At 64.0% G+C, this 24547-nt stretch carries 28 protein-coding genes and 2 pseudogenes; 15 read left to right on the top strand and 15 right to left on the bottom strand.

The window, feature by feature from the left end:
* Nucleotides 1-132 precede the first annotated feature (132 nt).
* Both IC50_RS06440 and IC50_RS06435 read left to right on the top strand, forming a co-directional pair.
* Entirely contained in the window at nucleotides 133-351 is a 219-nt protein-coding gene (locus IC50_RS06440; RefSeq protein WP_007602550.1) for a DUF3126 family protein, read from the top strand.
* A gap of 94 nt (nucleotides 352-445) precedes the next feature.
* Nucleotides 446-1690, top strand: coding sequence for an FAD-binding domain (locus IC50_RS06435; RefSeq protein ID WP_050990923.1), 1245 nt, complete (start codon nucleotides 446-448; stop codon nucleotides 1688-1690).
* A gap of 44 nt (nucleotides 1691-1734) precedes the next feature.
* On the opposite strand, the gene IC50_RS06430 is transcribed toward IC50_RS06435, so the two are convergent.
* Nucleotides 1735-2442, bottom strand: a complete 708-nt coding sequence (locus tag IC50_RS06430) for a hypothetical protein (RefSeq protein ID WP_035701987.1) — start codon at nucleotides 2440-2442, stop codon at nucleotides 1735-1737.
* A gap of 222 nt (nucleotides 2443-2664) precedes the next feature.
* On the opposite strand from IC50_RS06430, the gene IC50_RS06425 reads away from it, so the two are divergent.
* Together IC50_RS06425 and IC50_RS06420 are read left to right on the top strand one after the other, a co-directional pair.
* Nucleotides 2665-2994 carry a DUF6949 family protein gene (locus tag IC50_RS06425; protein WP_035701938.1) on the top strand — a complete coding sequence of 110 codons (330 nt, stop codon included), beginning with the start codon at nucleotides 2665-2667 and terminating at the stop codon, nucleotides 2992-2994.
* A gap of 87 nt (nucleotides 2995-3081) precedes the next feature.
* Nucleotides 3082-3612, top strand: a complete 531-nt coding sequence (locus tag IC50_RS06420) for a gamma carbonic anhydrase family protein (protein WP_035701936.1) — start codon at nucleotides 3082-3084, stop codon at nucleotides 3610-3612.
* A gap of 2 nt (nucleotides 3613-3614) precedes the next feature.
* Here IC50_RS06420 and IC50_RS42385 read toward each other — a convergent pair whose 3' ends face one another.
* Nucleotides 3615-3779, bottom strand: coding sequence for a hypothetical protein (locus IC50_RS42385; protein WP_193374098.1), 165 nt, complete (start codon nucleotides 3777-3779; stop codon nucleotides 3615-3617).
* A 96-nt stretch (nucleotides 3780-3875) separates the two neighbouring features.
* Here IC50_RS42385 and IC50_RS06410 point away from each other — a divergent pair, with 96 nt between their 5' ends.
* Complete coding sequence (locus IC50_RS06410) at nucleotides 3876-4193, top strand: hypothetical protein (RefSeq protein WP_035701931.1); 318 nt, start codon at nucleotides 3876-3878, stop codon at nucleotides 4191-4193.
* Nucleotides 4194-4296: 103 nt separating this feature from the next.
* A complete protein-coding gene (locus IC50_RS06405) occupies nucleotides 4297-4671 on the top strand; it encodes a hypothetical protein (protein WP_035701928.1) in 375 nt (124 codons plus the stop codon).
* A gap of 181 nt (nucleotides 4672-4852) precedes the next feature.
* On the opposite strand, the gene IC50_RS06400 is transcribed toward IC50_RS06405, so the two are convergent.
* From IC50_RS06400 to IC50_RS06375, 6 genes are all read right to left on the bottom strand, one after another.
* Nucleotides 4853-5350, bottom strand: coding sequence for a hypothetical protein (locus IC50_RS06400; RefSeq protein WP_035701925.1), 498 nt, complete (start codon nucleotides 5348-5350; stop codon nucleotides 4853-4855).
* 178 nt (nucleotides 5351-5528) lie between these two features.
* Complete coding sequence (locus IC50_RS06395; RefSeq protein ID WP_035701923.1) at nucleotides 5529-6260, bottom strand: aspartate/glutamate racemase family protein; 732 nt, start codon at nucleotides 6258-6260, stop codon at nucleotides 5529-5531.
* A gap of 36 nt (nucleotides 6261-6296) precedes the next feature.
* Nucleotides 6297-7175, bottom strand: a complete 879-nt coding sequence (locus IC50_RS06390; protein WP_035701920.1) for an ABC transporter permease — start codon at nucleotides 7173-7175, stop codon at nucleotides 6297-6299.
* A 3-nt stretch (nucleotides 7176-7178) separates the two neighbouring features.
* Entirely contained in the window at nucleotides 7179-8138 is a 960-nt protein-coding gene (locus tag IC50_RS06385; RefSeq protein ID WP_035701917.1) for an ABC transporter permease, read from the bottom strand.
* Nucleotides 8138-9427 carry an ABC transporter substrate-binding protein gene (locus IC50_RS06380; RefSeq protein ID WP_035701914.1) on the bottom strand — a complete coding sequence of 430 codons (1290 nt, stop codon included), beginning with the start codon at nucleotides 9425-9427 and terminating at the stop codon, nucleotides 8138-8140. The genes IC50_RS06385 and IC50_RS06380 overlap by 1 nt, the downstream gene beginning before the upstream one ends.
* A gap of 44 nt (nucleotides 9428-9471) precedes the next feature.
* A complete protein-coding gene (locus tag IC50_RS06375; RefSeq protein ID WP_035701912.1) occupies nucleotides 9472-10458 on the bottom strand; it encodes an ABC transporter ATP-binding protein in 987 nt (328 codons plus the stop codon).
* 258 nt (nucleotides 10459-10716) lie between these two features.
* Between IC50_RS06375 and IC50_RS06370 the strand changes: the two genes are divergently transcribed.
* Nucleotides 10717-11424, top strand: a complete 708-nt coding sequence (locus tag IC50_RS06370) for a GntR family transcriptional regulator (RefSeq protein WP_035701910.1) — start codon at nucleotides 10717-10719, stop codon at nucleotides 11422-11424.
* 17 nt (nucleotides 11425-11441) lie between these two features.
* Here IC50_RS06370 and IC50_RS06365 read toward each other — a convergent pair whose 3' ends face one another.
* Entirely contained in the window at nucleotides 11442-11651 is a 210-nt protein-coding gene (locus tag IC50_RS06365) for a hypothetical protein (protein ID WP_035701908.1), read from the bottom strand.
* A 368-nt stretch (nucleotides 11652-12019) separates the two neighbouring features.
* Here IC50_RS06365 and IC50_RS06360 point away from each other — a divergent pair.
* The 4 genes and pseudogenes from IC50_RS06360 (at nucleotide 12020) to IC50_RS06345 (ending at nucleotide 16755) form a co-directional block, all read left to right on the top strand.
* A pseudogene (locus IC50_RS06360) lies at nucleotides 12020-12719 on the top strand (glutaminase).
* 15 nt (nucleotides 12720-12734) lie between these two features.
* The gene (locus IC50_RS06355; RefSeq protein ID WP_035701905.1) at nucleotides 12735-13298 is read left to right on the top strand and encodes an HdeD family acid-resistance protein; all 564 of its coding nucleotides are present in this window, start codon (nucleotides 12735-12737) and stop codon (nucleotides 13296-13298) included.
* 17 nt (nucleotides 13299-13315) lie between these two features.
* Nucleotides 13316-14656 carry a metal-dependent hydrolase family protein gene (locus tag IC50_RS06350; RefSeq protein WP_035701984.1) on the top strand — a complete coding sequence of 447 codons (1341 nt, stop codon included), beginning with the start codon at nucleotides 13316-13318 and terminating at the stop codon, nucleotides 14654-14656.
* Between the two features lie 335 nt (nucleotides 14657-14991).
* Nucleotides 14992-16755 carry a CYTH and CHAD domain-containing protein gene (locus IC50_RS06345; RefSeq protein ID WP_035701903.1) on the top strand — a complete coding sequence of 588 codons (1764 nt, stop codon included), beginning with the start codon at nucleotides 14992-14994 and terminating at the stop codon, nucleotides 16753-16755.
* Nucleotides 16756-17380: 625 nt separating this feature from the next.
* Here the strand turns inward: IC50_RS06345 and IC50_RS06335 are convergent.
* From IC50_RS06335 to IC50_RS06325, 4 genes are all read right to left on the bottom strand, one after another.
* Nucleotides 17381-18007, bottom strand: a complete 627-nt coding sequence (locus IC50_RS06335; protein ID WP_035701900.1) for a transglutaminase-like cysteine peptidase — start codon at nucleotides 18005-18007, stop codon at nucleotides 17381-17383.
* Between the two features lie 331 nt (nucleotides 18008-18338).
* Nucleotides 18339-18950 carry a PilZ domain-containing protein gene (locus tag IC50_RS06330; protein WP_035701898.1) on the bottom strand — a complete coding sequence of 204 codons (612 nt, stop codon included), beginning with the start codon at nucleotides 18948-18950 and terminating at the stop codon, nucleotides 18339-18341.
* Nucleotides 18951-19092: 142 nt separating this feature from the next.
* A complete protein-coding gene (locus IC50_RS41150) occupies nucleotides 19093-19248 on the bottom strand; it encodes a hypothetical protein (RefSeq protein WP_157460901.1) in 156 nt (51 codons plus the stop codon).
* A 45-nt stretch (nucleotides 19249-19293) separates the two neighbouring features.
* The gene (locus IC50_RS06325) at nucleotides 19294-19800 is read right to left on the bottom strand and encodes a nuclear transport factor 2 family protein (RefSeq protein WP_244429551.1); all 507 of its coding nucleotides are present in this window, start codon (nucleotides 19798-19800) and stop codon (nucleotides 19294-19296) included.
* A gap of 94 nt (nucleotides 19801-19894) precedes the next feature.
* On the opposite strand from IC50_RS06325, the gene IC50_RS06320 reads away from it, so the two are divergent.
* The 4 genes from IC50_RS06320 (at nucleotide 19895) to IC50_RS06305 (ending at nucleotide 23804) form a co-directional block, all read left to right on the top strand.
* Nucleotides 19895-21046, top strand: a complete 1152-nt coding sequence (locus IC50_RS06320) for a zinc-binding dehydrogenase (protein WP_035701895.1) — start codon at nucleotides 19895-19897, stop codon at nucleotides 21044-21046.
* Between the two features lie 3 nt (nucleotides 21047-21049).
* A complete protein-coding gene (locus tag IC50_RS06315) occupies nucleotides 21050-21532 on the top strand; it encodes a DUF5680 domain-containing protein (RefSeq protein WP_035701892.1) in 483 nt (160 codons plus the stop codon).
* 105 nt (nucleotides 21533-21637) lie between these two features.
* Nucleotides 21638-23377 (top strand): serine hydrolase, encoded by a 1740-nt coding sequence (locus IC50_RS06310; protein ID WP_050990921.1) that lies wholly within the window; start codon nucleotides 21638-21640, stop codon nucleotides 23375-23377.
* A gap of 13 nt (nucleotides 23378-23390) precedes the next feature.
* Nucleotides 23391-23804 carry a VOC family protein gene (locus IC50_RS06305; RefSeq protein WP_035701889.1) on the top strand — a complete coding sequence of 138 codons (414 nt, stop codon included), beginning with the start codon at nucleotides 23391-23393 and terminating at the stop codon, nucleotides 23802-23804.
* Between the two features lie 33 nt (nucleotides 23805-23837).
* Here the strand turns inward: IC50_RS06305 and IC50_RS06300 are convergent, their stop codons facing one another.
* Nucleotides 23838-24191: a cupin domain-containing protein gene (locus IC50_RS06300; protein WP_035701887.1), complete on the bottom strand. Its 354-nt coding sequence runs from the start codon at nucleotides 24189-24191 to the stop codon at nucleotides 23838-23840.
* 56 nt (nucleotides 24192-24247) lie between these two features.
* Nucleotides 24248-24547 (bottom strand): annotated as a pseudogene (locus IC50_RS06295) (hypothetical protein); the annotation flags it as partial.

Below are 24547 nucleotides of genomic sequence, written 5' to 3'. Positions count from 1 at the left end.
CCGGGCCTTGACGTCGCGAAGGGCCGGATTGTCCGGCCCTTTCGTCCCCAAATTCTTTGGCAATTCATGCTGGCGGTTCGTTGCGTCTCGTCCTAAAACCCCGCCACGTTAGATTTCGATTGGAGACTTGCCGTGGACGTCAAGGAAGTCAGGAAGCTCGACGCGTATCTGAAGCGCGTATTCGGCAATCCCAAGATCCGCGTCGTGCCGCGGCCGAAGAAGGACGATTCCGCCGAAGTCTATATCGGCGAGGAATTCATTGGCGTGCTCTTCGTCGACGACGAGGACGACGATCGTTCGTTCCAGTTCCAGATGGCGATCCTCGAGGACGATCTCGTCGATCAGGAGTAATGCGACCCGACGGGTGCCGCGGAACTTCCCGCCTTCACCATTTGGTGTCTGACGCGGCCGTGCGATCGGCCGCCGCTCTTCCCATATTTCGTCCATGCGAACAGTGCTGGTTTCCGGGGCGGGGATCGCAGGGCCGACGATTGCCTATTGGCTGAAGGCGGCTGGCTACGCGCCGACGCTGGTCGAGCGCGCGCCTGCGCTTCGTCGCGGCGGCTATGTCATCGATTTCTGGGGACTGGGTTACGACATCGCCGAACGGATGGGGCTGCTGCCGGCGATCGATCGTGCGGGCTACCATGTGCAACAGATGGGGATCGTCGATGATTGCGGCCGGCGCATTGCCGGTTTCGGCACGCGCGTGTTCGACGAACTGACGGGCGGACGCTACGTCACGCTGGCACGAAGCGATCTCTCGCATCTGCTGTACGGGACGATCGGCGACTCCACGGAGACCGTCTTCGATGACGAGATCGTTGCACTCGACGAACGCGCCGACGAGGTCAGGGTTCAGCTGCGACAGGCGGGTGAGCGCCGCTTCGATCTCGTGATCGGTGCCGACGGGTTGCATTCATCGGTGCGGCGCCTTGCGTTCGGGCCGCAACGGGCTTTCGAACGGCATCTCGGCTACACCGTCGCCACGTTCGAAGCTCACGGCTACCATGCGCGCGACGAGAACACGTATCTCATGTACGGGCAGCCGGGGCGCATGATCGGGCGCTTTGCCCTGCATGACGATCGAACGTTGTTCGTCTTCATCTTTGCCGACCACGCCGATCGATGGCCCGCCACGACTGCCGATCAGAAAAAGAAGCTGTGCGAGGTCTACCGTTGCGCGCATTGGGAGTGGCCGGCCATCCGGAACGAACTCGATCGTGCCGATGAGCTGTATTTCGATCGCGTCAGCCAGATCCGGATGGACAATTGGTCGCGCGGCCGCGTTGCCCTGATCGGCGATGCGGCCTTCTGCGTGTCGCTGCTCGCCGGGCAGGGCTCGGCTCTGGCCATGATCTCTGCCTATGTGCTTGCGGGCGAGCTCGCACGCGCCGAGGGGCGCCACCGGGAAGCGTTCAGCGCCTATGAGACGCGGCTCCGCAGCTATATCGGCGCCAAGCAGCGCGGAGCGGAGCGCTTCGCCGCGGCCTTTGCACCGCGGACGCCATGGGGATTGTGGTTTCGCAATCAGATCGTGAGGGCGTTCGCGTTGCCGGGCGTCGCGAGACTAGCCATCGGCCGGGACATTGCCGACAAGCTGGATCTGCCGAGCTATCCCTGGGATGACCGCAAGGGGATCGGCTCGGCGCTTGAATTGCCCGCGGCCTCGAGCGCTATTTCTTCCTGAGACCACGCAGCCGCGCGGTGGCGTCGGCGGCCGAACGGCCTTGCTCACCCCTTCAACCCGCGCAGCTGCGCGGTCAGTCTGTCCATCGCCTCTGCCACGTCGTGCCACTGCGACAGCCAGCTGCGCGGGAAGCGGAAGGTGAGGTCGGCGCCGCCGACGCGGCGCTCGGACAGGCACATGCCAGGCGTCGCTGCATCGCGGGTGCAGCGCGCGGTCAGCGCCGGGCTTGCAGCGGAATAGAGATCCTCGCTGCCGTACGGCGTGTCCGCGCGGAACATCCGCATCGTGAGGCCGTCCGCGGGCGTCGCCGCGGACTGGTCGAGATAGCGCGGATAAATGGTGGCCATGCGCTGCTCGGGCGAGAGCGCATCGTGATGGGCCGCGATCGACAGGAAGATGCGGTCGATCGATTGCACTGCCGGTTCCACCATCTCGGCGGTGACGTGCTTCGGCGCGCCGGGCGGCTCGAGCGAGGGATAGAGGAAGTCGAGATCGATGCGCTCCTGCGGCCCGGAGTGCCGCTGGATCTTCATGCGAATCGCGTTGACCGGCAGGTTGAACAGCGTGCCGCCGACGCTGACCGGCAGCTTGTCCGGGGCGTTCGCGCCGCTGGTACCCCAGGTCGGCCACAACAAATAGGCGACGAGCGCGACCGCGCATGCCGCGGCGGTGCCGCCGAGCACGACCGGGACGACATGCGCGCGTGCGCGCGTGCGGGGAGACTTGAGGGGAGCTGCCGAAAACACCGTCATGAGCTTGCGCAAGTCGAGCCGGAAGTCGGCCGATGGCCGACGAATCAGCAGCGAATATGCCACGTGAGGGCGCTCTCGCGGAGCGTTGCCGGCTGCGGAGGATGGGGACGGCCCTGCGCGGGGTGGCCGGCCGCGTTAACCTTCCCTTAAGGATAATGTAGCGTTAACCGGCACTCTTTGTCACAGGTAGGCTCCGGCGTTGCGTAAATGCGGACTGTTCCGATGACACCTGAAGCTCTCAACACCTTCTTCTCGATCTGCATCGGTTTCGCGCTCGCGGGCGCCCTCGTGAACGGATACCAGGCGCTCGCCCATCGGCCCGCCGGCTTCGGCCTGTTGCAGGACGGCGTGGCGCCGAAAACCTTCGCGGCGGTTCCGTTCCTGGTGTTCGCCGCGCCCTTCATCATCATGCGCAACACGCTGCGCGGCATGCGGGTGGAAAGCCGCCGCGCCGAGTTCGTGATGATGGCGACCCTCATCGCCGGCTTCTGGAGCATGATGAGCGGCACCTTCTTCCTGATGACGCTGCGTGCCGCCGGCGTTCTGGGCTGACGCTCGTCCGATCGCTCGGCGCGCGCGGCCCTTTGCCTCTTCGCCGCCGTTTCGCTATGGCTGAGGTCGACGTGACAGGAGACCTTGATGGCGATCTACGAGCTCGACGGGCAGGCGCCCGACCTTCCCGCCGACGGCAATTATTTCATCGCGGAGACCGCAACCGTGATCGGCCGCGTGCGCCTGAAGCCGGGTGCGAGCGTCTGGTTCGGCGCCGTGCTGCGCGGTGACAACGAGTGGATCGAGATCGGCGAGGGCGCCAACGTGCAGGACGGTTCGACCTGCCACACCGATCTCGGCTTTCCGCTTCACATCGGCAGGAACTGCACGGTCGGCCACAACGTCATCCTGCACGGCTGCACCATCGAGGAGGGCGCACTTGTCGGCATGGGCTCGATCGTGATGAACGGCGCCAGGATCGGCCGCAACAGCATCGTCGGTGCCGGCTCCGTCATCACCGAGGGCAAGGAATTTCCCGAACGTTCCCTGATCATCGGCTCGCCGGCGCGCGTGATGCGCACGCTCGACGACACGCAGGTCCAGAAGATGGGGAGTGCGGCCAGGTTCTATGTCGCCAACGGTCCGCGCTTCAGGAAGGGCCTGAAGCGGATCGGTTGAGCTCAGCCACGTTCGGATTGGCGAGCTTCAGTCGCGCCTGCCACCTTCTCGTGGCCGGCGGCCCATAACGCGTGCTGGTCGCTGCCGTCGAGGTAGGGATTGGCCTCCGCCGGGATGTTCTCGCGCGCGGCGCGTTCGCCTTCTGCAAAGGGGTCAGGATCGGTCATCGTGATTTTGCCTCCCTCGCTTTCAAGCTGATGTGACGGCATTTGTTCCGGAACAGCTCTTCATGGCGGCCGTTGACCGACAAAGGAGGATTTCCGATGGACAGATCGTCCGCAACCGGGTCAATCAAGACCGCAATCATGGTCCTCACGCTTGCGGCGATGCCGGCCATATCGTTCGCGCAAACGAGCGGCGGCTCTGCAGGAGCGAGCGGAGGCTCGGTGGGCTTGACCGGAAGTGTTGGCAACTCGCCCGTTCCGCCGCGCGGGACCAACAGCCTGGGTACGGCTCAATCCTCCGGCCCGGGCTCCGGAGTCACCACCGGCATCGGCGGAGGCGAGGCGGCTGATGCCGCCGTCAAAGCCGAGAACCGGCACCTCGACAGCAAAATCAAGAGCATCTGCCGCGGCTGCTGACGCTCGCGCTGAAGTGAGACAGCGTGGCTGTCACGAGTTCCCAACTGACGTTAGCTTGGTCCTGCTTTGAAGCGTGGAGCGTGTCCACGCGGAGGATCGAGTGATGTTACGCAAGATGATCATGACGGCGGTGGCTGTGGCGGCGGTCGGGCTGTCGGCGCCGCACGCGGCCGAGGCGCGCGGCGGTTTCGGACATGGCGGAGGATTCCATGGCGGAGGCTTCCATGGTGGGGGCGGCTGGGGGCACCACCATTGGCACGGCGGCGGCTTCTGGCCGGGCGTCGCAATCGGGGCGGGTCTCGTCGGCGTCGGTGCCGGCTACTATGGCGGCTACTACGGCTACGGTTATCCCTACTACGGTGATCCCTATTATTATGGTACCGGCTACGATGACGGTTACGGCGGCTGCTACGTCGTGCGAAAGCGCATCAAGACGCCGTCGGGATGGCGGTACCGTCGGGTCGACGTCTGCGAGTGAGCGAATGCCCCGTTAAAAAACAAGGTCGTTGACGCAGTATACCGTCAACGACCTTGCCAGCCCCGGATATTGAAATCGGCTCACGCCATCCGGTAATGGCAAGCATCGCGCGGAATCTTACGGGCGAATGTGATCCAGTTCACAAGTGGCCAAAATAAAGTTCCCGCCGCGCCGAAAACGGCTAGCCGCGCGTGCGCTTGCGCGCGCCGCTGGCATGGACGCGGTGCCGCGCCGGTTTCCTGCGGGTAACCGACGGCGCGTCGGCCTCGGTCGCCCGTGCACTGGCAAAGGACTGCCGCAGGCCGTCGATGGACTCGTTCAGGCTCGCGACCTGCTCGGACAGGCGCTTGGTGTCGGCCTGTTGCGCCGCCATGAGCCGCTTCATGGTCTGGAGCTGGTCCTGCACCACCTGGAGCTGGTCGATCGATTCCTGCTGTGTCGCCTCCAGCCCCTTGGTCTTCTCGACGAGCTGCTCGGACGCCTGGGCCGCGCGGGCCTGGAGCTGCCGCGATGCCACCACCCGGTCGGTCTCGGGGGCGGCGCCGGTATAGGCACGCCAGATCGCGATCGAGGTTACTCCTGCGATCAGAAGCAGGAGCGCCGCGGCGGTCAGCGCGATCGGCTGCGCGCCAAGGCGAAGGAGGGGGTTGGACGGTGTGTCCTGGGCGAGATCGATCATCGCTGACAAAACCCAAAAGCAAACTTGGTGCGTGGCGAAGACCGGCAACCCAGGGGGTCACCGGGGCGTCCCGAAAGCGCTAGGTTTCAGCAAGGAATGGGACCAAAAAGAGGCTAAGGGCAAAAAAACCAGCAAACAGCGTGCCTTGCTGGATCCGAGGGCCCCGTGAGAGGCAGGATCAAGGCTGAAATTGCGAAAACGGCCCGGAATAGCCCTTCGATCGCGGTTCCGCGTAGGGGCCAAGCCGCGACGTCTTCAATCCCAGCCGCGCCAGTGATTCCGCCAGCGTCACCGCCGCGGCGACGCCGTCGACCACGGGCAGGCCGTGCGCGGCGGCGAGTTCAGTGGCGAGATCGGCCATGCCGGCGCAGCCGAGCACGATGGCCTCCGCGCGGTCGTCACGGATCGCGGCGGTGATCTCCGCCGAGATCTTGCCGAGCGCATCAGTGTGGCGTTGCTCGAGCGCGAGCACCGGCACCTCGGCGGCGCGGACCCGGGCGCAGCGTTCGGCAAGGCCGTACTTCTTCAGATTGTGTTCGATCGGCACGATGGAGACACCGAGGGTCGTCACCACGGCGAAGCGCGCTGCGATCAGGCTCGCCATGTGGAAGCCGGCTTCGCCGATGCCGATCACCGGCGCCTTTGCGGCGGCGCGCGCGGCATCTAAGCCGGTGTCGTCGAAGCAGGCGATGATGTGCGCATCCACGCCGTCGCGGTCGGCCTCGCGGATGCAGCCGAGCATGCCGGGCACCGCGAAAGCCTCGTCGTAAAAGCCTTCGATGGAGACCGGGCCCATCGCGGGCTGGCGCGCGTCGATCACGGTGTCGGGCAGGGCAACGCTGCGCGCCGCAGCGGCGATCTTCGCCGTCATCGACGCCGTTGTGTTGGGGTTGACGACGTGAAGCCGCATCGGATCAGACAAGCCCCTTCTCAGACAAGTCCCTTTTTAGACAAGTCCCTTGCCGGCGTCCGAGCCCTTGGCCGCCTGCCGCTTGTTGAGCACGTGGATTGTGCCGAGCGCAAGCGCGATCACCGTGAACGAGACCGCCGAGATCACGGTGCCGAGCGCATAGATGTCGGGGTTGGTCACGGTGGTGGTGAGGCCCTGGAGATCGAGCGGCAATGTATTCACGGCGCCGATGGCCTGGCTGGAGCGCGCGAGCTCGTCCCAGGACAGCGTGAAGCCGAACAGGCCGATGCCGATCACGGAGGGCAGGATGATCGGCAGCACGACGTGACGGAAGGTCTGCCATGGCGTCGCGCCGAGATCGCGCGCGGCTTCCTCGAGGCGCGGGTCGAAGCGGTTGAAGATCGCGAACATGATGAGAAGCCCGAACGGCAGCGTCCAGGTCAAATGCGCGCCGAGCCCGGAGGTGAGCAGGCCCATCGAGGTCTCGAAATTCTCGTTCCAGTGCGCCTTGACGAGATCGTCGATGATGCGGAATTCCAGCGAAATGCCGAGCGAGGTGATGATCGAAGGAACGATCAGGCTCGCGATCGCTGAATAGAACAATATGCTCTGTGCCTTGAACTTCCTGCGGAAGGCCATGCCGGCAGCGACCGACAGCACGACGGTGACGATCATCACGATGATGCCAAGCAGCAGCGAGCGGCGGAAGGCCGCTCCGAGATCGACGATGCCGGTGCCCTGGAACAGTTTTGCGATCCAGAAGGTCGAGACGCCGTTCATCGGAAAGGTGAGGCCGCCCTGCGGCCCCTGGAACGACAGCACGTAGATCGCGATCATCGGCCCGTAGAGGAACAGCACATAGGCCGCGAAGAAGATCGCAAGCACGTAGAAAGAGCGCGGGCGTCCCTCCTTCATGCTCTAGAGCTCCTTCTTGATGTCGACGATGCGCGACATCATGGTGATGATCAGGAAGGTGATCGCGAGCAGGATCACGGCATTCGCGGCCGCGGCCGGAAACTGCAGCGCGTTGACCCGCGTCTCGATGATCTTGCCGGCGGCGGCGATCTGCTGGCCGCCCATCACGCCGATGGTGATGAAGTCGCCCATCACGATGGTGATGACGAAGATCGAGCCGATCACGATGCCGGGCTTCGCCAGCGGGATGATGACGTTGACGAGCGTCTGGAAGCCGGTGGCGCCGGCATCATAGGCCGCCTCGATCAGGGATTTGTCGATGCGTACCATCGAGTTGAAGATCGGCACCACCATGAAGAAGGTGAAGAGGTGCACCAGCGCCAGCACCACGGAGAATTCGGAGAACAGCAGCCATTCCACGGGGTGGTTGATCAGCCCCGTCTTCATCAGGCCGGAGTTCACGAGCCCGTTGCGCCCGAGCAGCGGGATCCAGGCGATCATGCGGATCACGTTGGAGGTCCAGAACGGGATCGTGCAGAGCAGCGACAATCCCATCTGCCAGGTCTTGGATTTCACATGGAAGGCTAGGAAGTAGGCGACCCAGAAGCCGATGAAGAGCGTGATCGCCCAGACCAGGAAGCACAGCTTCAGCGTCTTCAAATATGTCCTGCCGATCGTGCAGAGATCGGGGAGCTGCGCGATGCAGCCTTCGAACGTGTCGGTGTAGCCTCGGCCCGAGAAGGCCGGCAGCAACTGGTATTCGTTGTAGTCCCAGAAGGAGACGATGACGACGAATACCAGCGGAATGAGAAAGAAGACGAGAAACACCAGCATCATCGGCCCGGCCTGGAGCCAGGAGATGAAAGACGGCGACAGCCGCGCCGCCTTTGCGGCGCGCGCGGTGTCTGATCCCCGGATCAGGTCCGGGGAGGCCTGTTGCAGGATATCCTCCGAGGTGTCCATCACGCGGCGATGAACTCGTTCCACTTGCGGACCATGTAGTCGTTCTCGTCCATCACGGCGTTCCAGCAGGCGACGGCGCCCATGCGGTCCTCGTAGGAGCCGCCATCGCGCACGGCGCCGGCCTTCTCCAGCAGCGAGCCGTCGGGCGCCTTGATGTCCTTCTCGGCCGGCTTGCCTTCCATCCAATAGGCCCACTCGTAGGGCTCCATGTGCGCCTTCGCGGTGGAGAGCACGGCGGAGTAGTAGCCCTGGCGGTTGAGATAGGCCCCGGCATAGCCGGACAGGAACCAGTTGACGAACTCGTAGGCCCATTCGAGCTTGGCGCCCGAGACGCCCTTGGAGACGCAGAAGCCGGAGGCCCAGGAGCGATAGCCTTCCTTGAGCGGCTGGAAGGTGCAGGGGATCCCCATCGAGCGCACCTTCGTCACCGCCGGCGACCACATCGACTGGATGACGGTCTCGCCCGAGGCCATCAGGTTGACGCTCTCGTTGAAATCCTTCCAGAACGCGCGGAACTGGCCGGCCTTCTTGGCTTCGGTCATCACCTTCATGGTGAGATCGATCTCTTCCTTGGTCATGTTGCCCTTGTCGGCGTATTTGTGCTTGCCGGTGGCTTCCACGACCATCGCGGCATCCATGATGCCGATCGACGGGATGTTGAGGATCGAAGCCTTGCCCTTGAATTCGGGGTTGAGCAGCTCGGACCACGAGCTGATCGGACGCTTGATCAGGTCGGGGCGGATACCGAGCGTGTCGGCATTGTAGACGGTCGGGATCAGCGTCACGAATTCCGTCGCCGAGGTCGCGAATTTCTTGGAGTCCTTGCCTTCGAGATAGAGCACCTTCCAGGGCGCGGTGCCCTGGCCGCCGATCTTCTTGCCGCCGGGGGTCTCGCCCTTCGTGAAAACAGGCGTGATGTTGCCGAACTCCTTGATCTTCCTGGCATCGAGCGCAAGGATGTTGCCCGACGGCACGAGCTTCCTCAGTGAGAAATATTCGGTGTCCAGCACGTCGAAGGAGTTCGGCTGGGTCATCACGCGCTTGGTGACGTCGTCGGTGGTCGCGGTGATGTATTCGATCTTGATGCCGGTGTCCTTGAAGCACTGCTTGGAGATGTCGTCGCCCTCGTTCACGGCGGTGCCGAGATAGCGCAGCACCTTGGCATCGGCTGACTTCACGTAAGGAAAGCCGGTGATGGCGCCGGAGCCGGCGGCGAGGCCGGCGAGACTCGCGGTGCCCTTCAGTAGCGTGCGGCGGCTGACGCCGGTCTTCCTGGTCGTCTCGGTCATTTCGCTCACTCCTCTGTGTTGCGCGTTTTCTGTCGCGAAGGGCGCTATTGCAGGCGTTGCGCCTTGGCGGGATCCCAGGTCGCCAGCACGCGGTCGCCCGGACGGAGCGGGTGGACGTCGAAGGTGGCTTCGGGAACGTGGGAAAACAGGGCGGTGCCGTCGTCGAGCGTGAGCGAGACGGCGATGTAGGAGCCCTGGTACTCGGTCTGGGTCAGCAGCGCCGGCGCGCCGAAGGCGCCGTCGGCGAACGGCACGATGCCGAGCTGATCGGCGCGGACGGCGATGAGGCTGCCGGCGTCGCTGAGAACGTTGTGGCCGCCGATGAAGCGCGCAACGAATTCGGTGCGGGGGTGGTGGAAGATGTCACGGGCCGCGCCTTGCTGCTCGATCCGGCCCTGGTTCATCACCACGATGTGGTCGGCGAGCGCCATCGCCTCTTCCTGGCCGTGGGTGACCTGGATGAAGCTGATCCCGAGCTCGCGCTGCAGCCGCTTCAGCTCGCCGCGCATCTTGACGCGCAGGAACGGATCGAGCGCTGAGAGCGGCTCGTCGAGCAGGAGGATCTGCGGCTCGGTGATCAGCGCGCGGGCGAGCGCGACGCGCTGCTGCTGGCCGCCGGAGAGCTGAGCCGGGAGACGGCCCGCATATTGGCTCATCGCGACCAGCTCGAGCAGCTCGCCGGCGCGCTTGTGGCGCGTCGGCCTGTCGACGCCGCGCATCTTCAGCGCAAACGCGACGTTGTCCAGCACGGAGAGATGCGGAAACAGCGCGTAGGACTGGAACATCATCGCGGTGCCGCGCTTGGCCGGCTCGAGGTCGGTGACATTCTGCGCGCCCAGGATGATGTCGCCCTCGCTGACCGCCTCATGGCCCGCGATCATGCGCAGGGTCGAGGTCTTGCCGCAGCCGGAGGGGCCGAGCAGGCAGCAATAGGTGCCTGCCGGAATCTTCAAATTGACGTTGTCGACCGCCAGCGTGGTGTCGTAGCGCTTGGTGACGGCAACCAGTTCGAGAGCGGCGGGAGTGGCCATGGCGTGTCCGAGGAGGGGCGATGCGTCCCGCCTCTCTCCGCAAGGTCCGTGCCAACAGTCCGCGCCCTACCGAATCTCGAAAACTGTGCAGCGGAGTCAGATCGTTAGGTCAATTCCCGCCCGGTTTTGCTGACCGCCGCCAGCGCAGTCACCTGCACACAAAGCGGGCGACGATTGTATAAAGTTTCGCCTGTGATTGGATACAGTACGTCGACTAACATTCTAGGCCGAACGTCTGTCGATTGAGCCTTCACGCCCATGGCCGCCAAGACCCGCCGGAAATCCGATGCGCCAGATGCGAGCGATCGCGTCGGCCGTATCCGAGAGGGCGTGACCGCCGCGATCCTCGAACATCGCCTGCTGCCGGGCACGAAGCTCGGCGAGGACGAGATCGGCGATATCTATGGCGCGAGCCGCACGCTGGTGCGCACCGCGCTGCAGCAGCTTGCGCATGAGGGCATCGTCAACATCGAGAAGAACCGCGGCGCCTTTGTCGCGCGCCCGACGCCGGCCGACGCCCGCGAAGTGTTCGAGGCGCGCCGCCTGATCGAGCCCAGCATCGTCGATCACGCCATCGATGCGGTGTCGCCGGACTGGATCAATCGCCTCCAGCACCATCTTGCCGAGGAACGCGAGGCCGAGCTGCGCGGCGATGCGCGCGCTTCGGTCCGTCTTTCCGGAGATTTTCATCGCCTCGTCGCCGAGATGAGCGGCCACAGCATCTATCTCGGATTCCTCAAGGAGCTGATCGCGCGCTCGTCGCTGATCATCCTGCTTTATCGTCGCCACGACACGCCGGCCTGTGGCAACGATCATCATGCCGGCATCGTTGCCGCGATCCGCAAGCGCGACAGAGAGGCCGCGCGCGCGCAGATGCTGTCGCATCTGACCGAGATCGAGGCCGAGCTGTTCTTGAAGGATCCCGCCGCCGACGAGCTGCGGCTCGCGGACGTGCTGGGTGCGTGACGAACCGCGTTGTTTGGCTACGGCAGCGAAGATCCTTCGTTGCGCCTGACGATCTTCAGCACGAGTAGAATTGCGCCCACGATCAGGAGCACCACGCCGGCGAAAGTCGTGCCGCCGTATTCGAAGGTCACGCCAACCGCGGTCAGCAGGCATCCGATGATGATTGCAATGAGCCCGCCGAGCTTCTTGATCAGCAGGACGTGTCCGTCACTCGCTTGTGCCACCATGTTCCGCCTCGTCACTTGATGTCTCGCCTTCGTTCGCCGCCCTCGTCTCCCCGTCGAACGGGTCGCGCACGATCGTACTCCCGGACGTGAAATTTACAATCTTGCATTGTTAGCCGAAATCTATCGGTGCCTTCGTCTGATTTGAGTTGAATGCAAGTAAGGCAGGTCGACTTACCGAAATGCCTAACAGCCGCGACAAACTGTGCTGCATTGCATCTGCGTCGGAGTCGTATGGCTGAGTTGCAAAATCGCCCTTTGGTTGTAAATTGACTCCTCCCGATCAGAGACATCAACTGTTGTCGCTCGATCAAGTGCTGGAGTGAGATTGGCATAAGCCATAAGCTGAGTCCGTTCCGTGGAGTTGTGCGATGGCGTTGCGTTCGGTCGTCGAGGAGCGGGAGCCGGCGTATGCCTCCACCGGCCATTTGCCTGATGCGGAAACGGTGCAGTCGCTGGTGAACGAGGCGCAGCGACGCCTTCAGTCAAATCGCGATGAAATCAACTCGCAGGTCTATCCTGCGCTGGCGCGGGTGCCTGGCGGGCCGTTCGGCGTCTGCATCGTCGGCACCAGCGGGCTGGTCTATGGCGCCGGCGAGGTCGAGTACGAATTCTCCATCATGAGCGTGTCAAAGCCGTTCCTGTTCGCGCTGGTCTGCGAGACCATCGGGCCTGAGCAGGCGCGCGCGAAGCTCGGGGCCAATGCGACAGGGCTTCCGTTCAACTCGCACCAATCCGATGGTCAACGCCGGTGCCATTGCGACAACCAGCCTCGCGCCCGGCGCGAACGCCGAGGCGCGATGGAAATTCATTCATGACGGATTGTCGCGCTTCGCCGGCCGCAAGCTGCCGCTCAATGAGGAGGTCTATGCGTCAGCGTCGCAGACCAATTTCCGCAATCGCAGCATCGCACCTCTCCTGGAGAGCTACGATTGCATCTATTGCGACGCCAAGGAGGCCACTGACCTCTACACGCGACAGTGTTCGCTCAATGTCTGCGCCCGCGACCTCGCCGTGATGGGCGCGACGCTCGCCGCCGCCCGCCGCCATTGCGGCTGGCGTTGGCGTTAACCGAGGGAGGACGACATGACGACGTACGACCATAGCACGTCGATGGGCGCAACCGGCCTGCCGCAGCCACGGCGCTGGGTTTGCGTTCTCCTGGGTCTCTTCATGGTGTTCACCGGGCTGATGGTGCTCGGCGACATCGCGTTCTTCACAGTGGTCAGTGCGCTCTTCATCGGCTGGATGGCCATTGCCGCCGGCGCGTTCGAGATTCTTCACGCGTTCTGGACCAAGGGCTGGGGCGGCTTCGTCTGGCAGGTGGTGCTCGGCATTCTCTACATCGCCTTCGGCATTATCCTGGTCAGCCAGCCACTGACCGGCGCGCTGCTACTCACCTATGTGCTGGGGCTTGCACTCCTCATCTCCGGCGTGGTCCGCATGCTGATCGGCGTCGGCCGCTGGCAGCAGGGCGGCGCAATCATGCTGGCCTCCGGCCTGTTCGGTGTGCTCGCGGGCCTCGTCATCCTCACCGGCTTTCCAATGACCGGGCTCTGGGTGCTGGGATTGCTCCTCGGCATCGATTTGCTGTCGCACGGCATCGGGTGGTTGACCCTTGCGTGGCGGCCCGCGGCTGCTGCGGCGTAGCAGGGCGGAGGTTGATGATGTCGGGATTGAAGGCGCCGGCCGGGTTCGCGGTGCTGCTTGCAGTGCTGGTTTGCGGCGCATGGCCGGCGGCAGCCCAGCAGGGCTCCTCTGTCCTGTTCCGCAACGTCAAGATCTTCGACGGAAAGAACGGGGCGCTCTCGGCCGCGTCCAATGTCCTCGTCAGGGACGGGAAGATCGAGAAGATCGCGACGGCGGACATCGCCGCCGCCGGACAATTGATCGATGGCGGCGGGCGCGTGCTGATGCCGGGACTGATCGATGCGCATTGGCACGCGATGCTGGTGCGCCCAACGCCGATGGCCGCACTCGCGGGCGATATCGGCTACAACAATCTTCTCGCCGCGAGCGAGGCGACCGCGACATTGATGCGCGGCTTCACCACCGTGCGCGACATGGGCGGGCCGACTTTCGGGCTCAAGCAGGCGATCGACGAGGACCTCGTCGCCGGCCCCCGCATCTACCCATCCGGCGCGATCGTCACCATTACCAGCGGTCATGGTGACTTCCGGCAGCTCTCCGAGCTGCCGCGCACCATCGGCGGCATGCTCAGCCGCGTGGAGCGGATCGGCGGCAGCATGATCGCCGACAGTCCTGACGAAGTGCGCGTGCGCGCACGCGAGCAGCTCATGCAGGGCGCCTCGCAGGTCAAGCTCACCGCGGGAGGCGGCGTCGCATCGCCCTTCAGCCCGCTCGATGTCTCCACTTTCACCGAACCCGAACTGCGCGCGGCCGTCGAGGCCGCCGACAATTGGGGCACCTATGTCGCGACGCATGCCTATACACCGGTCGCGATTCAGCGTTCGATTGCGGCTGGCGTCCGATGCATCGAGCACGGTCATCTCATGGACGAGGCAAGCGCGAAGCTGATCGCTGACAAGGGCGTCTGGCTCAGCACGCAGCCATTTCTGGATCTGGCAGGCGCCGCGACGCTGGGACCGTCGGAACAGGACAAGATGCGGCAGGTGGTTGCCGGCACCGACCGCGTCTACGCTCTGGCGAAGAAGTACAAGATCAAGACCGCGTTCGGCACTGACGTCCTGTTCTCGAAGGCATTGGCAGACAGGCAGGGCTCGATGCTGGCCGCGTTGACACGCTGGTATACGCCGGCCGAAGCACTGACCATGGCGACGTCGACCAATGCCGAACTTCTGAACCTGTCGGGCCTGCGCAATCCCTATCCAGGCAAGCTCGGGGTGGTTGAGGAGGGCGCACTCGCCGATCTCTTGCTGGTCGACGGCAATCCGCTCGACAACATCGCCCTCGTCGAAGATCCCTCGAAGAACTTTGTTGTGATCATGAAGGGCGGCAAGATTTACAAGAACAGCCTCGCGCGCTGAGGCGCGCTTGGGCAGCCGAAGCCTGCGACATCGAACCCCTTCCCGCGGCTCCTCGACAGGCTTCCTGCGCCGCGGCCTCGGCTCGATTCCCGACGTCGCGGGCGGCGGCGGCGCGCGATTTGTCACAATCTCGGGGCGGTATCGGCAACGTGGCTTCCAAGTATCTCCAGAATCGCAAGGAATTTCTCGGCTGGTACATAAGTAAAGTTCGCTGACGCGCTCATCTCGATACGTGCATGTGGACCAGGATGCGCTCCGACGTAACGTGACTGTTCCTCGCGGGTTGAACCGGCTATATGCTGGCGTTCTGTCATTGAACTGTCATGTCACCGGAAATGCTGAAATCAGACGCCGTACCAACGCGCAAGATCGCGAGCGCGCCGGACGGGACTCCTGTCTCGAATGACAACAAGAGGAAGCAAGTCGTCGCCGGCTTCCTCAGGCAGCGCGAGCTCGCCCTGGAACCAACGCTCTTCGAGCATGATGTCGTTGATCAGACGACGCCGTCACAAGACACCGCGGCCGTGCAGGAACCAGGCCAGCGGAACGCCGCTGCGCCTCCCGCCGGCGAAATCGAGCTCAAGCTTCTCGTCGATGCCGACCGCATGGCGCATTTCAGCGCCGCGCCGGTGATCACGGCCAATGCGCGCAACAAGGGCTCGCGAAAACATCTCAAGTCCGTCTACTACGACACGCCCGAACGGACGCTTCGGCGCAACGGCCTCAGCCTGCGCGTTCGCCGGAGCGGCGCGCGTTTCGTGCAGACCGTGAAGACCGATGCTGCGGACGATCCGCTGCGCCGTGGCGAGTGGGAGGCGAGCGTGGCCTCGCTTGCGCCCGATCGCGCTCTGGCGATGCCCTTCATTCCGGAGAAGCTTCGCGGCCATCTCGAAACGCAGCCGCTCGAAGCCGTCTTCACCGCCGACGTCCATCGTCTCGTGCGGATGATTGATCTGCCGGCCGGGACGGTCGAGATAGCCTTCGACCAGGGCGTGCTGACGGCCGGTGATCGGTCGGTGCCGGTGAGCGAGATCGAACTCGAACTGAAGAGCGGGAGTGCGAGCGCGATCTACGAGATTGCGCTGCGCCTTGCGGAGCAGGGGGCGGTGAAGCCGTCCATCCGCACCAAGTCGGCGCGCGGCTTCGACCTCGCCGCGGACAAGCCGCCATCGGCGCGCCGGCCCCGCAAGCTTCGGCTCGATCCGTCAGTGACGCTCGACGAAGCCTTTGCGACGATCCTGCGCTCGTGCTTCCTGCATCTGCTGCAATCGCTGCCGGCGGCCGAGGACGGCCGCAATCCGGAAGGCGTGCATCAGCTTCGTGTGGCGCTGCGCAGGATTCGCTCGGCGCTCGACCTGATGCGATCGGTCGGCGCGCTCAGCAATCTCGACGCGCTGCGGTCGGAAGCCAAATGGCTGGCGCAGGGCCTCTCCGCCGCGCGCGACTGGGATGTGTTCCGGCGCGACACCTTGCCGACGATCACAAGGGCCTGTCCTTCGGTCGCCGGATTCGATGCGCTGGAGCGGATCGCGGCGCAGCGTCAGTCGGAAGCCTATCGCACGGCCCACCAAGCGCTCGATGATCGCCGCTGCGCCGTGTTCCTGATCAGTCTCGGAGGCTGGATCGAGACGCGCGGCTGGCGCAACGACGTCGCGCCCGAAGATCTCGGCCGGCTCGCCGAGCCCGCCGTCAACTTCGCGCGGCGCGTGCTGTCGGAGCAGCACGCCAAGGTGCTCAAGCGCGGCCGCCGCTTCAAATCGCTCACGGTCGACGAGGTGCACCGGGTGCGGCTCGCGACCAAGCGCCTGCGCTATCTCGGCGAGTTTCTGCTGCCGCTGTTTGCCGATCGCAAGTCCGTGCGAAAATTCGCCCGCAGGCTCGCCGGCTTGCAGGAGGAACTCGGCGCCTTCAACGACATGGCGGTCACGGCCTCATTGCTCGATGGGCTCGATGCCGAGCCCGGTAGCGTCATTGCCGCAGCCGCAATCGTCGGCTGGCAGGCGCGCGCTTCGGTCGGCATCCGGCCTGTCTTGCAAGGCACGTGGCGGGATTTCGCCGCCGCGCGCGTGCCCTGGGCGCACCAGACCCCGCAGGGCTGATCGCGCATCCCAAAAAAGTTGCGGCCAGGCTTTGGGGGGAAGCCCGGCCGGGCGCGAACCGGTCTGGGACGGGGAGGGGTGCTGATGTGCCCGGCGTCTGAGCAGCGCCGAGAGAAGTCGCGGCCGGACCTGCGGGACCGCATCAGTGGTTAAGTTCGCTTTCAGCGGCAAGTTGTCCGTCCGGCGTGATCTCGTATTCGCCGTCCTGCTTGGTCATCCATCCTGACCTGACCATCTCTCGTGCAAGCTGTATCGAGCAGATCGGATGACTGCCTCCCGGGTAATACAGCCTGTCATTGCGGACGAGCAGGTGCCCGTACAATTGAGCCTGGCGAAGCGCCCTGCGCATTCCGGGTGATGGGGTTTTCATGCCGGTTCAAGCGCGAGCACGGCAAAGGTTCCTACCGAACGGACCGGAACGTGCATTTGCATTCGCATCGCGCTTTGGATCAGCGCGGGAATTGCCCGTGTCGGGGGCGCCGTTCGCTCCTGATGGCACTGCGCGGAGCGGTCGTCCCTGAAAAAGTTGCGCCCAGCCATTGGGGGATGGCTGGGCGCGCGCGAACCGGTCTGGGACGGGGAGGGGTGGGGATGTGACCGGGCCGCGTAACTCGTTGTCTCGTTGCTACTGATCCTTCGCGCTGGCGGTGGAGACCGCCGGCTTGGTATCGCCCAGCGAGACCCAGATGTTGGGATCGCTCTGCGACTGGCGCTTGACGAAGCGGTAGCCGGTCTCCGTCCAGGCAACGACGTTCTCGTTCTGATTGTCGAGAACGAATTCGCCCTTGTCGGTCTTCACCGTCAGCACCGCGTGGCCTTCGCCCTTCTTGTCGCGCACGACGGTGATCAGCAGGGCCTGGCGCGGCCATCCGGCGTCGATCAGCATCTTGCGCTTCAACAGCACGTAGTCTTCACAGTCGCCGTAGCCGTCCGATGGCAGCGACCATTTCTCGATCACGCCCCAGTGCTCCTGGTCGGTCAAAGGCTTGACGGTCTCGTTGACCCAGCGATTGACCTTGACGAGGTCGCGCCATGCGGCCTGCGACATCACGATGTCGCGCGGCTGCATCGGTGCGCCCTGGCACTGGGCAGCATTGTCGGCGCAGAACTCGACCCAGCCGATCGGCGCACGCGTGGTGTCGCCGAGGCTCGCGTAGAGCAGGCGGCTTTCGCCGGCCTGCGCTGCAGCGCTGATCCCGAAGAGCATGGCGACCAGCGCCAGCCTCTTCCCCTGTCCCCTGAAGTCAAACATTGCGGCCCCCGTTTCTTGTTGGGACCACATTTCGCATGGAGCTTTTGAGTTGCCGCTAAGTCAGCCAAGTCAAGTCGAGACGAATGCAAGTAAAAGGCACGGCGAATTCGATCTATACTTGAATCGAATTCGAATAAAATTCGATATGACTGCAATTGATTCAAATTTTATCGATTAACGCGGAAACGCCGGCAGAAGCGTTGTTTGCGTGCATCTGCAACCCCGGCGTTAACCGCAACGCGGCTCGCCGCGGGACACGAAAAAGGCGGCGTCCGCATCGCGGAGGCCGCCTTCGAGGCTGGAAATATCGAGGCTTTCGCGTTCTCGCGCTTTACCGCGCGGTAACGCTCTCTTCGAGTGTCTCGGGCGGCTGCTCGTGCATGAACTCCAGAGCGAAGCCGTCCTCGAGGTTTCGGACCACGCGGCCCTGGACCCGGCCGAGCAGAACGATCGATCTCAGCGGCGGCCGGTTCTCCGCGGCGATCGCGGCGCCCGACAGCGAGAGGTCGATGATGCGGCAGGTCATCTTGGTGCCGTCCTCGAGCGTCAGCACGGCGATGGGGTTGCGCGGCACGATACGGTCGTGGCGGCGGTCCTCCGGCAGATTGAGGATGTCGCGATTGGCGAGCCAGGTCAGCTGGGCCGCGAGCTTGTCGCGCTTCCTGGGCGTCGCACCGATCGTCATGGCGAAGCCATTGTCGATGATACGGGTGATCTTGCCCTCGACGCGGCCGATATGATCGAGATAGGCGACCACGCGGTCGCCGACATTGCCGATGCCGGGGGCGAGCAAGGCGAGGCCGCCCGGCGACATGTTGATCACCTGGCAAGGGAATTCCCGGCGGTCCGGCAGCATGTAGCGGCCGAGCAGATGCACCTTCACCCGCTGGAAGCGCCTGCGCTCCTCGGCGGCCGGAAGAAATTTTTTGTTCGCCAACGCCATTTTCAACACCCGACCCCCCGCCCGGGCGGAGTCCGGGACGACCCTAAGGTGCATAGGGTTAATGCCGCGTTAGGATGGGATGCGGTGTTTCCGAACGGAAACAATGCGCGAAAGGCCACATCCCGAGACCCGGCGTCACCGATCAAGCCGTCCTCGTCCCCCGCCGATGCAACAGGCCCAGCAGCGCCGGCGATACCGCAGCAGAGATCGCGGTCATCTGGGCATGATGGGCATTGCCGGTCATGAAGGAGGCGAGGCCGGCAAGCCGGGTCATCGCCGTCAGTGCGGATGGTCGCACGATGCGGGCATTGGATGATGCGGCGCAGATCGAACTTGGCGCTCCTCATTCCTTGCGGCGGGTCCAGCTTTCCTGGGGTTCGTCGGTCCATGTGGTCCCGAGACCAAGCATCGTGATCCAGGTTTCGGCCAGCTTGCCGCCCTCAATACGGTAGCTTTGCATGCCGGCGCGGTTGCGCTGCTCGCCTGTCGTGGGATCGGGCCAGACGAATGCAAATCGGAACCACGCGCGGTCAGTCGAGAAGGAATGATCATACACCACGACGCGGATTCCCGGCCGGTCTCGGTGCACAATCTGCAATTCCGCAGCATATTCGTCTCGCGTGACGGTCCGGTCGCCTCTTTCGTCATGACGGATGTATTGCGACCCCACGCAGTTCGGGATGAGGTCAAATCGTCCCTCATGCCAAACCCGCTCCCAGCGATCGAAGAGCGCGCGTATGTTGTCAGTCATGGGCTCCCCGAAATGGAATTGGTGCGACGCTGGCTGCGTCGTTGCAAATATCTTGCCGAAATGCGGACTCTTGCAGCGCAATGCGGGTGCGCCGGTCACATAGGCCAATTCCGCCTTCGCTGGCTGAGCTATGATACGCTTCGCGATACGCCCGCAACACAAATCACAACAGACGGGCAGCGAGGAACGCACCATGGACCAAATCCGCGTCTGCACCCACTCAGGGCCGGGCTCGGAGCCCGTCATCAAAACCGTGCCGTGGCCGAAGGTCGGCCGCAAGGCCGCGCTGATCAAGGTCGGCGCCTGCGGCGTCTGCGGCACCGACCTGCATATCCTCAAGGGACATTGGCCGAAGCCGCTGCCCTGGCCGTTCACGCTGGGCCACGAGCTCGGTGGCGTCATCGTCGAATGCGGCGACGAGTTCACCGTGGATTTCATGAGCAAGCCGCTTTCCGTCGGCTCGAAGGTGATGATTCCGCCGCTGATGCCGTGCGGCCGCTGCTATTACTGCATCCATTATCCGCAAACGGCCAACAAGTGCCTGACGCCTGTCTATTACGGCCGCTATCTCGGCTTCGACAAGGCGCCGCATTTGTGGGGCGGCTGGGCCGAATATGTCTATGTCGATTTCGACATGCTGCCGGGCACCAAGATCTACAAGCTGCCCGACGACATGTCATTGCGGCTCGGCGCGCTGTCGGAGCCGCTGACCTCCTGCATTCGCGCCTTCAATCGCGCGACCCGCGCCGGCGGCTTCAGCTGGGGCGACACCGTGGTGATCCAGGGCTCGGGCCCGATCGGCATTCTGGCGGTCGCTGCCGCCAGGGAGATGGGGGCAGGGCGCGTCATCTGCGTCGGCGCGCCGGAGGAGCCGCGGCTCAAGCTCGCGCGCGAGTTCGGCGCGGAGGCGACGATCAACATCGAGGAGCTGAAGTCGCCGCAGCAGCGTATCGATCGCGTGCGGAAAATCGTCGGCGGCTTCGGCGCCGATCTCGTGATGGACTGCTCGGGCCATCCGACCGCCGGCCCTGAAGGCATCGAGATGCTGCGCGACGGCGGCACCTATGTCGAGATGGGCCAGTTCACCGACGCCGGCTCGATCGACACGTCATGGCACCGCATCTGCACCAAGGACCTCAACGTGCTGGGATCCTGGGGCTTCACCGGCAACGACCTGCCGCTCGGCGTCGACATGCTCTATCGCACGCGTGACAAATATCCATGGCTGAAGATGCAGACGATCTATCCGTTCACGGAAGCGGGCGTCGCGCAGGCGGTGAAGGACGCGATGGCAATGAAGACGGTGAAGTCGACCATCGTGCCGTGGCCGGAGCTGGTGGAATAAACAATGCCGTCCATTCCACCCGATCTCGCGGCGTTCCTGGTCGAGGCCAAGCGGCGCACCTATGCCGGCCTCGACGACGATGCGACCGTGGCGACGCCGCTGCTGTCAGGCTCGAAGCAGCTCGAGCACCGCGCACCGCCCTATGCCTATCGCGATATCTATTTCGGGATGGGGTATTTCGTCGGGCAGGAGACCGTCTCGCGGGACGACCGCGTGGTCTGGTCGATGAGCTACAGCGGCGGCGTCCGTGAAGAGATCAGGGATCGGGACAGTGTCCTTGCGATCTACAAATTCCTGCGCCAGGCGCTGCTGGGCGTAAGCATCGAGCAGCCCTATCGGGGGCCACGCCTGTTCGAGCAGGATGGCATGGTCTATCGCAACGACATCGAAGGCGCGCTTGAACGATTTGACGGGGTTGAGACGATCGCGGGGCGGGACGGCACTTTGCTGTACGAGTTGCGCTATGGTGGCGGCATGCTGCGATAGGCCTCCCGCCTTCGCGATCCGGCTTCCGCGAAAACATTCGCGGCTTGTTTCCATCTGGAGTTGACACATCTATACTGCGCATCTCGCAAGTATTCCCGTGTGCCAATGAACACATCTGCCGACATCCCAAATTCTGCGCTCGCGTCCCTCATTCCCGATGTCGATCGGCTCGCCGCGGAAGCGATGGCGGTCTGGAAGGTGCCGGGCGTCGCGCTCGCCATCGTGCAGGGCGGCGAGGTCGTGCTCACGCGCGCCTATGGCCAGCGCGATGTCGAGGCCGATCTGCCGGTTACGCCGCACACGCATTTCGTGATCTGTTCGATCACCAAGTCGTTCACCGCCACCGCAGTCGCGTTGCTGCACAACGAGGGCATGCTCGACTGGAGCAAACCGGTCCGCGACTACTTGCCGGAGTTTCGTCTTTCCGATGCGGTCGCCACCGAGCGCGTCACTATTCGTGACCTGCTCAGCCATCAGTCGGGACTGCCGCGGCACGACTGGATTCACTTGCCTGGCGATCTTGCGCCAGCCGAGATGCTGCCGCTGATGCGGCACCTCGAATTGAGCCGCGACGTCCGAGCCGCCTGGCAATACAACAATCTCTGCTACAACGCTGCCGGTCTCCTGATCGAGCGGTTGAGCGGGCGGAGTTTTGAGGCTTTTGTGCGGGAGCGCCTCACGGATCGGCTCGGCATGGCGGTTGGCTTCTCGCTGGACGAACTCGAAGCTGCGGCCGAGGCGGCACGGCCGTACATGATTCACGTCGACACTCGGCTGCCGGGACTACGGTTGCCGATCCGGGTCACCGCCGCAGGCGCGATCAATACGTCGGCGACGGATCTGGCGAACTGGATGCGCCTGCATCTTGGCCTGGGGGAGTTTGATGGCGAACGGCTGTTGCCGGCACCGCTGGTGGAGCAATTGCATACGCCGTTGGCGCACGTCGGGAAGTCGGAATTCTCCGAGTTCGGTCACGGTCACTATGCACTGGGCTTTCAGTCCAACACTTATCATGGCGATCGCCTGCTGTGGCATGGCGGCGGCTGGAACGGCTGGGGGTCATTGATGACGCTGGTGCGTGACGCCGGCATCGGGGTTGCCGTGCTCACCAATCGTAGTCCGAGCGCAGTGCCGCAGATCTTGACATGGTACATTGTCGACCGGTTGCGCGGACGTGAGCCCGTTGACTGGTTCGCGCGCTTCCACAAGGTTCGTGACGACTTCGTCGCGCATATTCCGGTCGACAAGGAGGCGAGGGAGAAGGCACGTCACAAGCATACGCAGCCCGCGCATGCGCTGTCAGCCTATGCCGGCGACTACGCTCATCCCGCCTACGGCGTGATATCGATCCGCGAGCAGAACGGCGCGTTGCACTGGTCGTGGCGCGGCATGAGCGCGCCGCTGTCGCACCGGCATTTCGAGACATTCGTGACGCCGGAGATCATCGACAAGCTCCATCCGGACAATCTCCCGATCACCTTCCAGACCGACCGGGACGGCAATATTGTGCACCTGTCGGCGCCGCTGGAGCCGATGGTGAAGGACATCGTATTCGAGCGTCGCGCCGCCGGCGATTGTATGAATCCTGCGTTTCGTGAGCGCTGCGCCGGGCATTTCGCGAGCGGTGGTGTGAACCACCACGTGACCCTCGATGCGGACGGCCGTTTGATTCTCAAGACCGATTTTCAACCGGCCTATCGTCTCGAGCCGCAGCAGGACCGCCGCTTTCGCATCGTCGAACTTGACGGTTTTGCCGTCGAGTTTCGAGGGGAAGACAACGAAATTGATCGGATCGTCTTTCACCAGCCGAACGGTGTCTTCGTCGCCAACCGTGTCGTGGGGTAGGGGGAAATCGCCGATGGCACCGAAGTCGAACCAGCCCCGTTCCCCCTTCAACGCCATCCGCGCGATCGACTACACCGTCATTTTCGTGCGCGACATGGCCGCGATGCGCCGCTTCTACGAGCACGTGCTCGCCTTGTCCGTGCTGCGAGAGCTTTCGCCGAATTGGATCGAGTACGGTATCGGCAGCAACACGCTGGCATTGGCACGGCCGAGCCGTACCGCCGCTGATGCGCCAATTCCGGCGGGCAGCGCCTCGCTGCAACTCGCCTTCAAGGTCTCGGCCGCCGAGGTCGACACGTGCGCCGACGAGCTCGTGCGGCAGGGCGTGGCGCTGCTGTCGGCGCCGACGAACCAGCCCTTCGGTCACCGCACGCTGTTCTTCCGCGATCCCGACGGCAATTTGCTGGAGATCTATGCGGAAATCTGACCGCGCGGAAGGCTACGCCAGGCAGATTGCTCGCTATGCCAGCTTGCGCGCTGCTGCGGTCGCCTTGTCGCCCGTGTTCGGCGTTCCCGTCGGTTCGATCAGCATCAGGTGAACCTCCTCGCGCGCCACCGGACGATGCTCGACGCCTTTGGGAACGACATAGAGCTCGCCCGGGCCGAGCGTCACTGTACGATCCCGCAACTCGATATCGAGCTTGCCTTTCAGGACGAGAAAGAAATCGTCGGTGTCGTCGTGCTTGTGCCAGGTGAACTCGCCCTTCACCTTCACCACCATCACGTCGCAATCGTTGAAGGTCGCGATCGTGCGCGGTGACCAGAAATCCCCAAAGGTCGCGAGCTTGTCGGCGAGCGATATTCCGTCGGCCATGGGTCCTCCAGTCGTGTCTTCCGCCAGGCACGATTTGGGGTCGAATTTCCGGCCAGTCAATCGGTGTCTTTCACGACCGTGGCACCCACCACCTTCGTGCCTTCAAGCTCCCGCACGATCCGCTCGTCCGGTCCCACGACGCCGAGGTCGAACTCGCGATCGGGTGCAACGAGGATCACGCGCTGGCCGATGATCACGAGGACCGTCATGTCGTCGCGCTTGCCTTCCGCCGCCCAAGCGCGGATGTCCGCCGCATAGGGCTCCCTGCGCCAGGCATTGGGAGAACCCGGCTCGCATCGGATTTCGAGGCCATCGTCCGACGTCGTGACGACCAGCTTCGACCGGCTCGGCTTCCA

It is taken from the genome of Bradyrhizobium genomosp. I (2014) (genome assembly GCF_000261685.1).
Classification (GTDB): Bacteria; Pseudomonadota; Alphaproteobacteria; order Rhizobiales; family Xanthobacteraceae; genus Bradyrhizobium.
Note: the sequence above shows the minus strand (reverse complement) of the source record. Positions and strands in the feature narration are given on the sequence as shown.

Coding starts and splice junctions, on each gene's coding strand:
- IC50_RS06370 (WP_035701910.1), top strand. CDS start 10,717: ATGGCCGCCAAGACCCGCCGGAAATCCGATGCGCCAGATGCGAGCGAT.
- IC50_RS06345 (WP_035701903.1), top strand. CDS start 14,992: ATGCTGAAATCAGACGCCGTACCAACGCGCAAGATCGCGAGCGCGCCG.
- IC50_RS06420 (WP_035701936.1), top strand. CDS start 3,082: ATGGCGATCTACGAGCTCGACGGGCAGGCGCCCGACCTTCCCGCCGAC.
- IC50_RS06355 (WP_035701905.1), top strand. CDS start 12,735: ATGACGACGTACGACCATAGCACGTCGATGGGCGCAACCGGCCTGCCG.
- IC50_RS06305 (WP_035701889.1), top strand. CDS start 23,391: ATGGCACCGAAGTCGAACCAGCCCCGTTCCCCCTTCAACGCCATCCGC.
- IC50_RS42385 (WP_193374098.1), bottom strand. CDS start 3,779: ATGACCGATCCTGACCCCTTTGCAGAAGGCGAACGCGCCGCGCGCGAG.
- IC50_RS06365 (WP_035701908.1), bottom strand. CDS start 11,651: ATGGTGGCACAAGCGAGTGACGGACACGTCCTGCTGATCAAGAAGCTC.
- IC50_RS06385 (WP_035701917.1), bottom strand. CDS start 8,138: ATGGACACCTCGGAGGATATCCTGCAACAGGCCTCCCCGGACCTGATC.
- IC50_RS06380 (WP_035701914.1), bottom strand. CDS start 9,427: ATGACCGAGACGACCAGGAAGACCGGCGTCAGCCGCCGCACGCTACTG.
- IC50_RS06375 (WP_035701912.1), bottom strand. CDS start 10,458: ATGGCCACTCCCGCCGCTCTCGAACTGGTTGCCGTCACCAAGCGCTAC.
- IC50_RS06435 (WP_050990923.1), top strand. CDS start 446: ATGCGAACAGTGCTGGTTTCCGGGGCGGGGATCGCAGGGCCGACGATT.
- IC50_RS06400 (WP_035701925.1), bottom strand. CDS start 5,350: ATGATCGATCTCGCCCAGGACACACCGTCCAACCCCCTCCTTCGCCTT.
- IC50_RS06405 (WP_035701928.1), top strand. CDS start 4,297: ATGTTACGCAAGATGATCATGACGGCGGTGGCTGTGGCGGCGGTCGGG.
- IC50_RS06335 (WP_035701900.1), bottom strand. CDS start 18,007: ATGTTTGACTTCAGGGGACAGGGGAAGAGGCTGGCGCTGGTCGCCATG.
- IC50_RS06315 (WP_035701892.1), top strand. CDS start 21,050: ATGCCGTCCATTCCACCCGATCTCGCGGCGTTCCTGGTCGAGGCCAAG.
- IC50_RS06430 (WP_035701987.1), bottom strand. CDS start 2,442: ATGACGGTGTTTTCGGCAGCTCCCCTCAAGTCTCCCCGCACGCGCGCA.
- IC50_RS06395 (WP_035701923.1), bottom strand. CDS start 6,260: ATGCGGCTTCACGTCGTCAACCCCAACACAACGGCGTCGATGACGGCG.
- IC50_RS06330 (WP_035701898.1), bottom strand. CDS start 18,950: ATGGCGTTGGCGAACAAAAAATTTCTTCCGGCCGCCGAGGAGCGCAGG.
- IC50_RS06320 (WP_035701895.1), top strand. CDS start 19,895: ATGGACCAAATCCGCGTCTGCACCCACTCAGGGCCGGGCTCGGAGCCC.
- IC50_RS06300 (WP_035701887.1), bottom strand. CDS start 24,191: ATGGCCGACGGAATATCGCTCGCCGACAAGCTCGCGACCTTTGGGGAT.
- IC50_RS06390 (WP_035701920.1), bottom strand. CDS start 7,175: ATGAAGGAGGGACGCCCGCGCTCTTTCTACGTGCTTGCGATCTTCTTC.
- IC50_RS06350 (WP_035701984.1), top strand. CDS start 13,316: ATGTCGGGATTGAAGGCGCCGGCCGGGTTCGCGGTGCTGCTTGCAGTG.
- IC50_RS06425 (WP_035701938.1), top strand. CDS start 2,665: ATGACACCTGAAGCTCTCAACACCTTCTTCTCGATCTGCATCGGTTTC.
- IC50_RS06410 (WP_035701931.1), top strand. CDS start 3,876: ATGGACAGATCGTCCGCAACCGGGTCAATCAAGACCGCAATCATGGTC.
- IC50_RS06310 (WP_050990921.1), top strand. CDS start 21,638: ATGAACACATCTGCCGACATCCCAAATTCTGCGCTCGCGTCCCTCATT.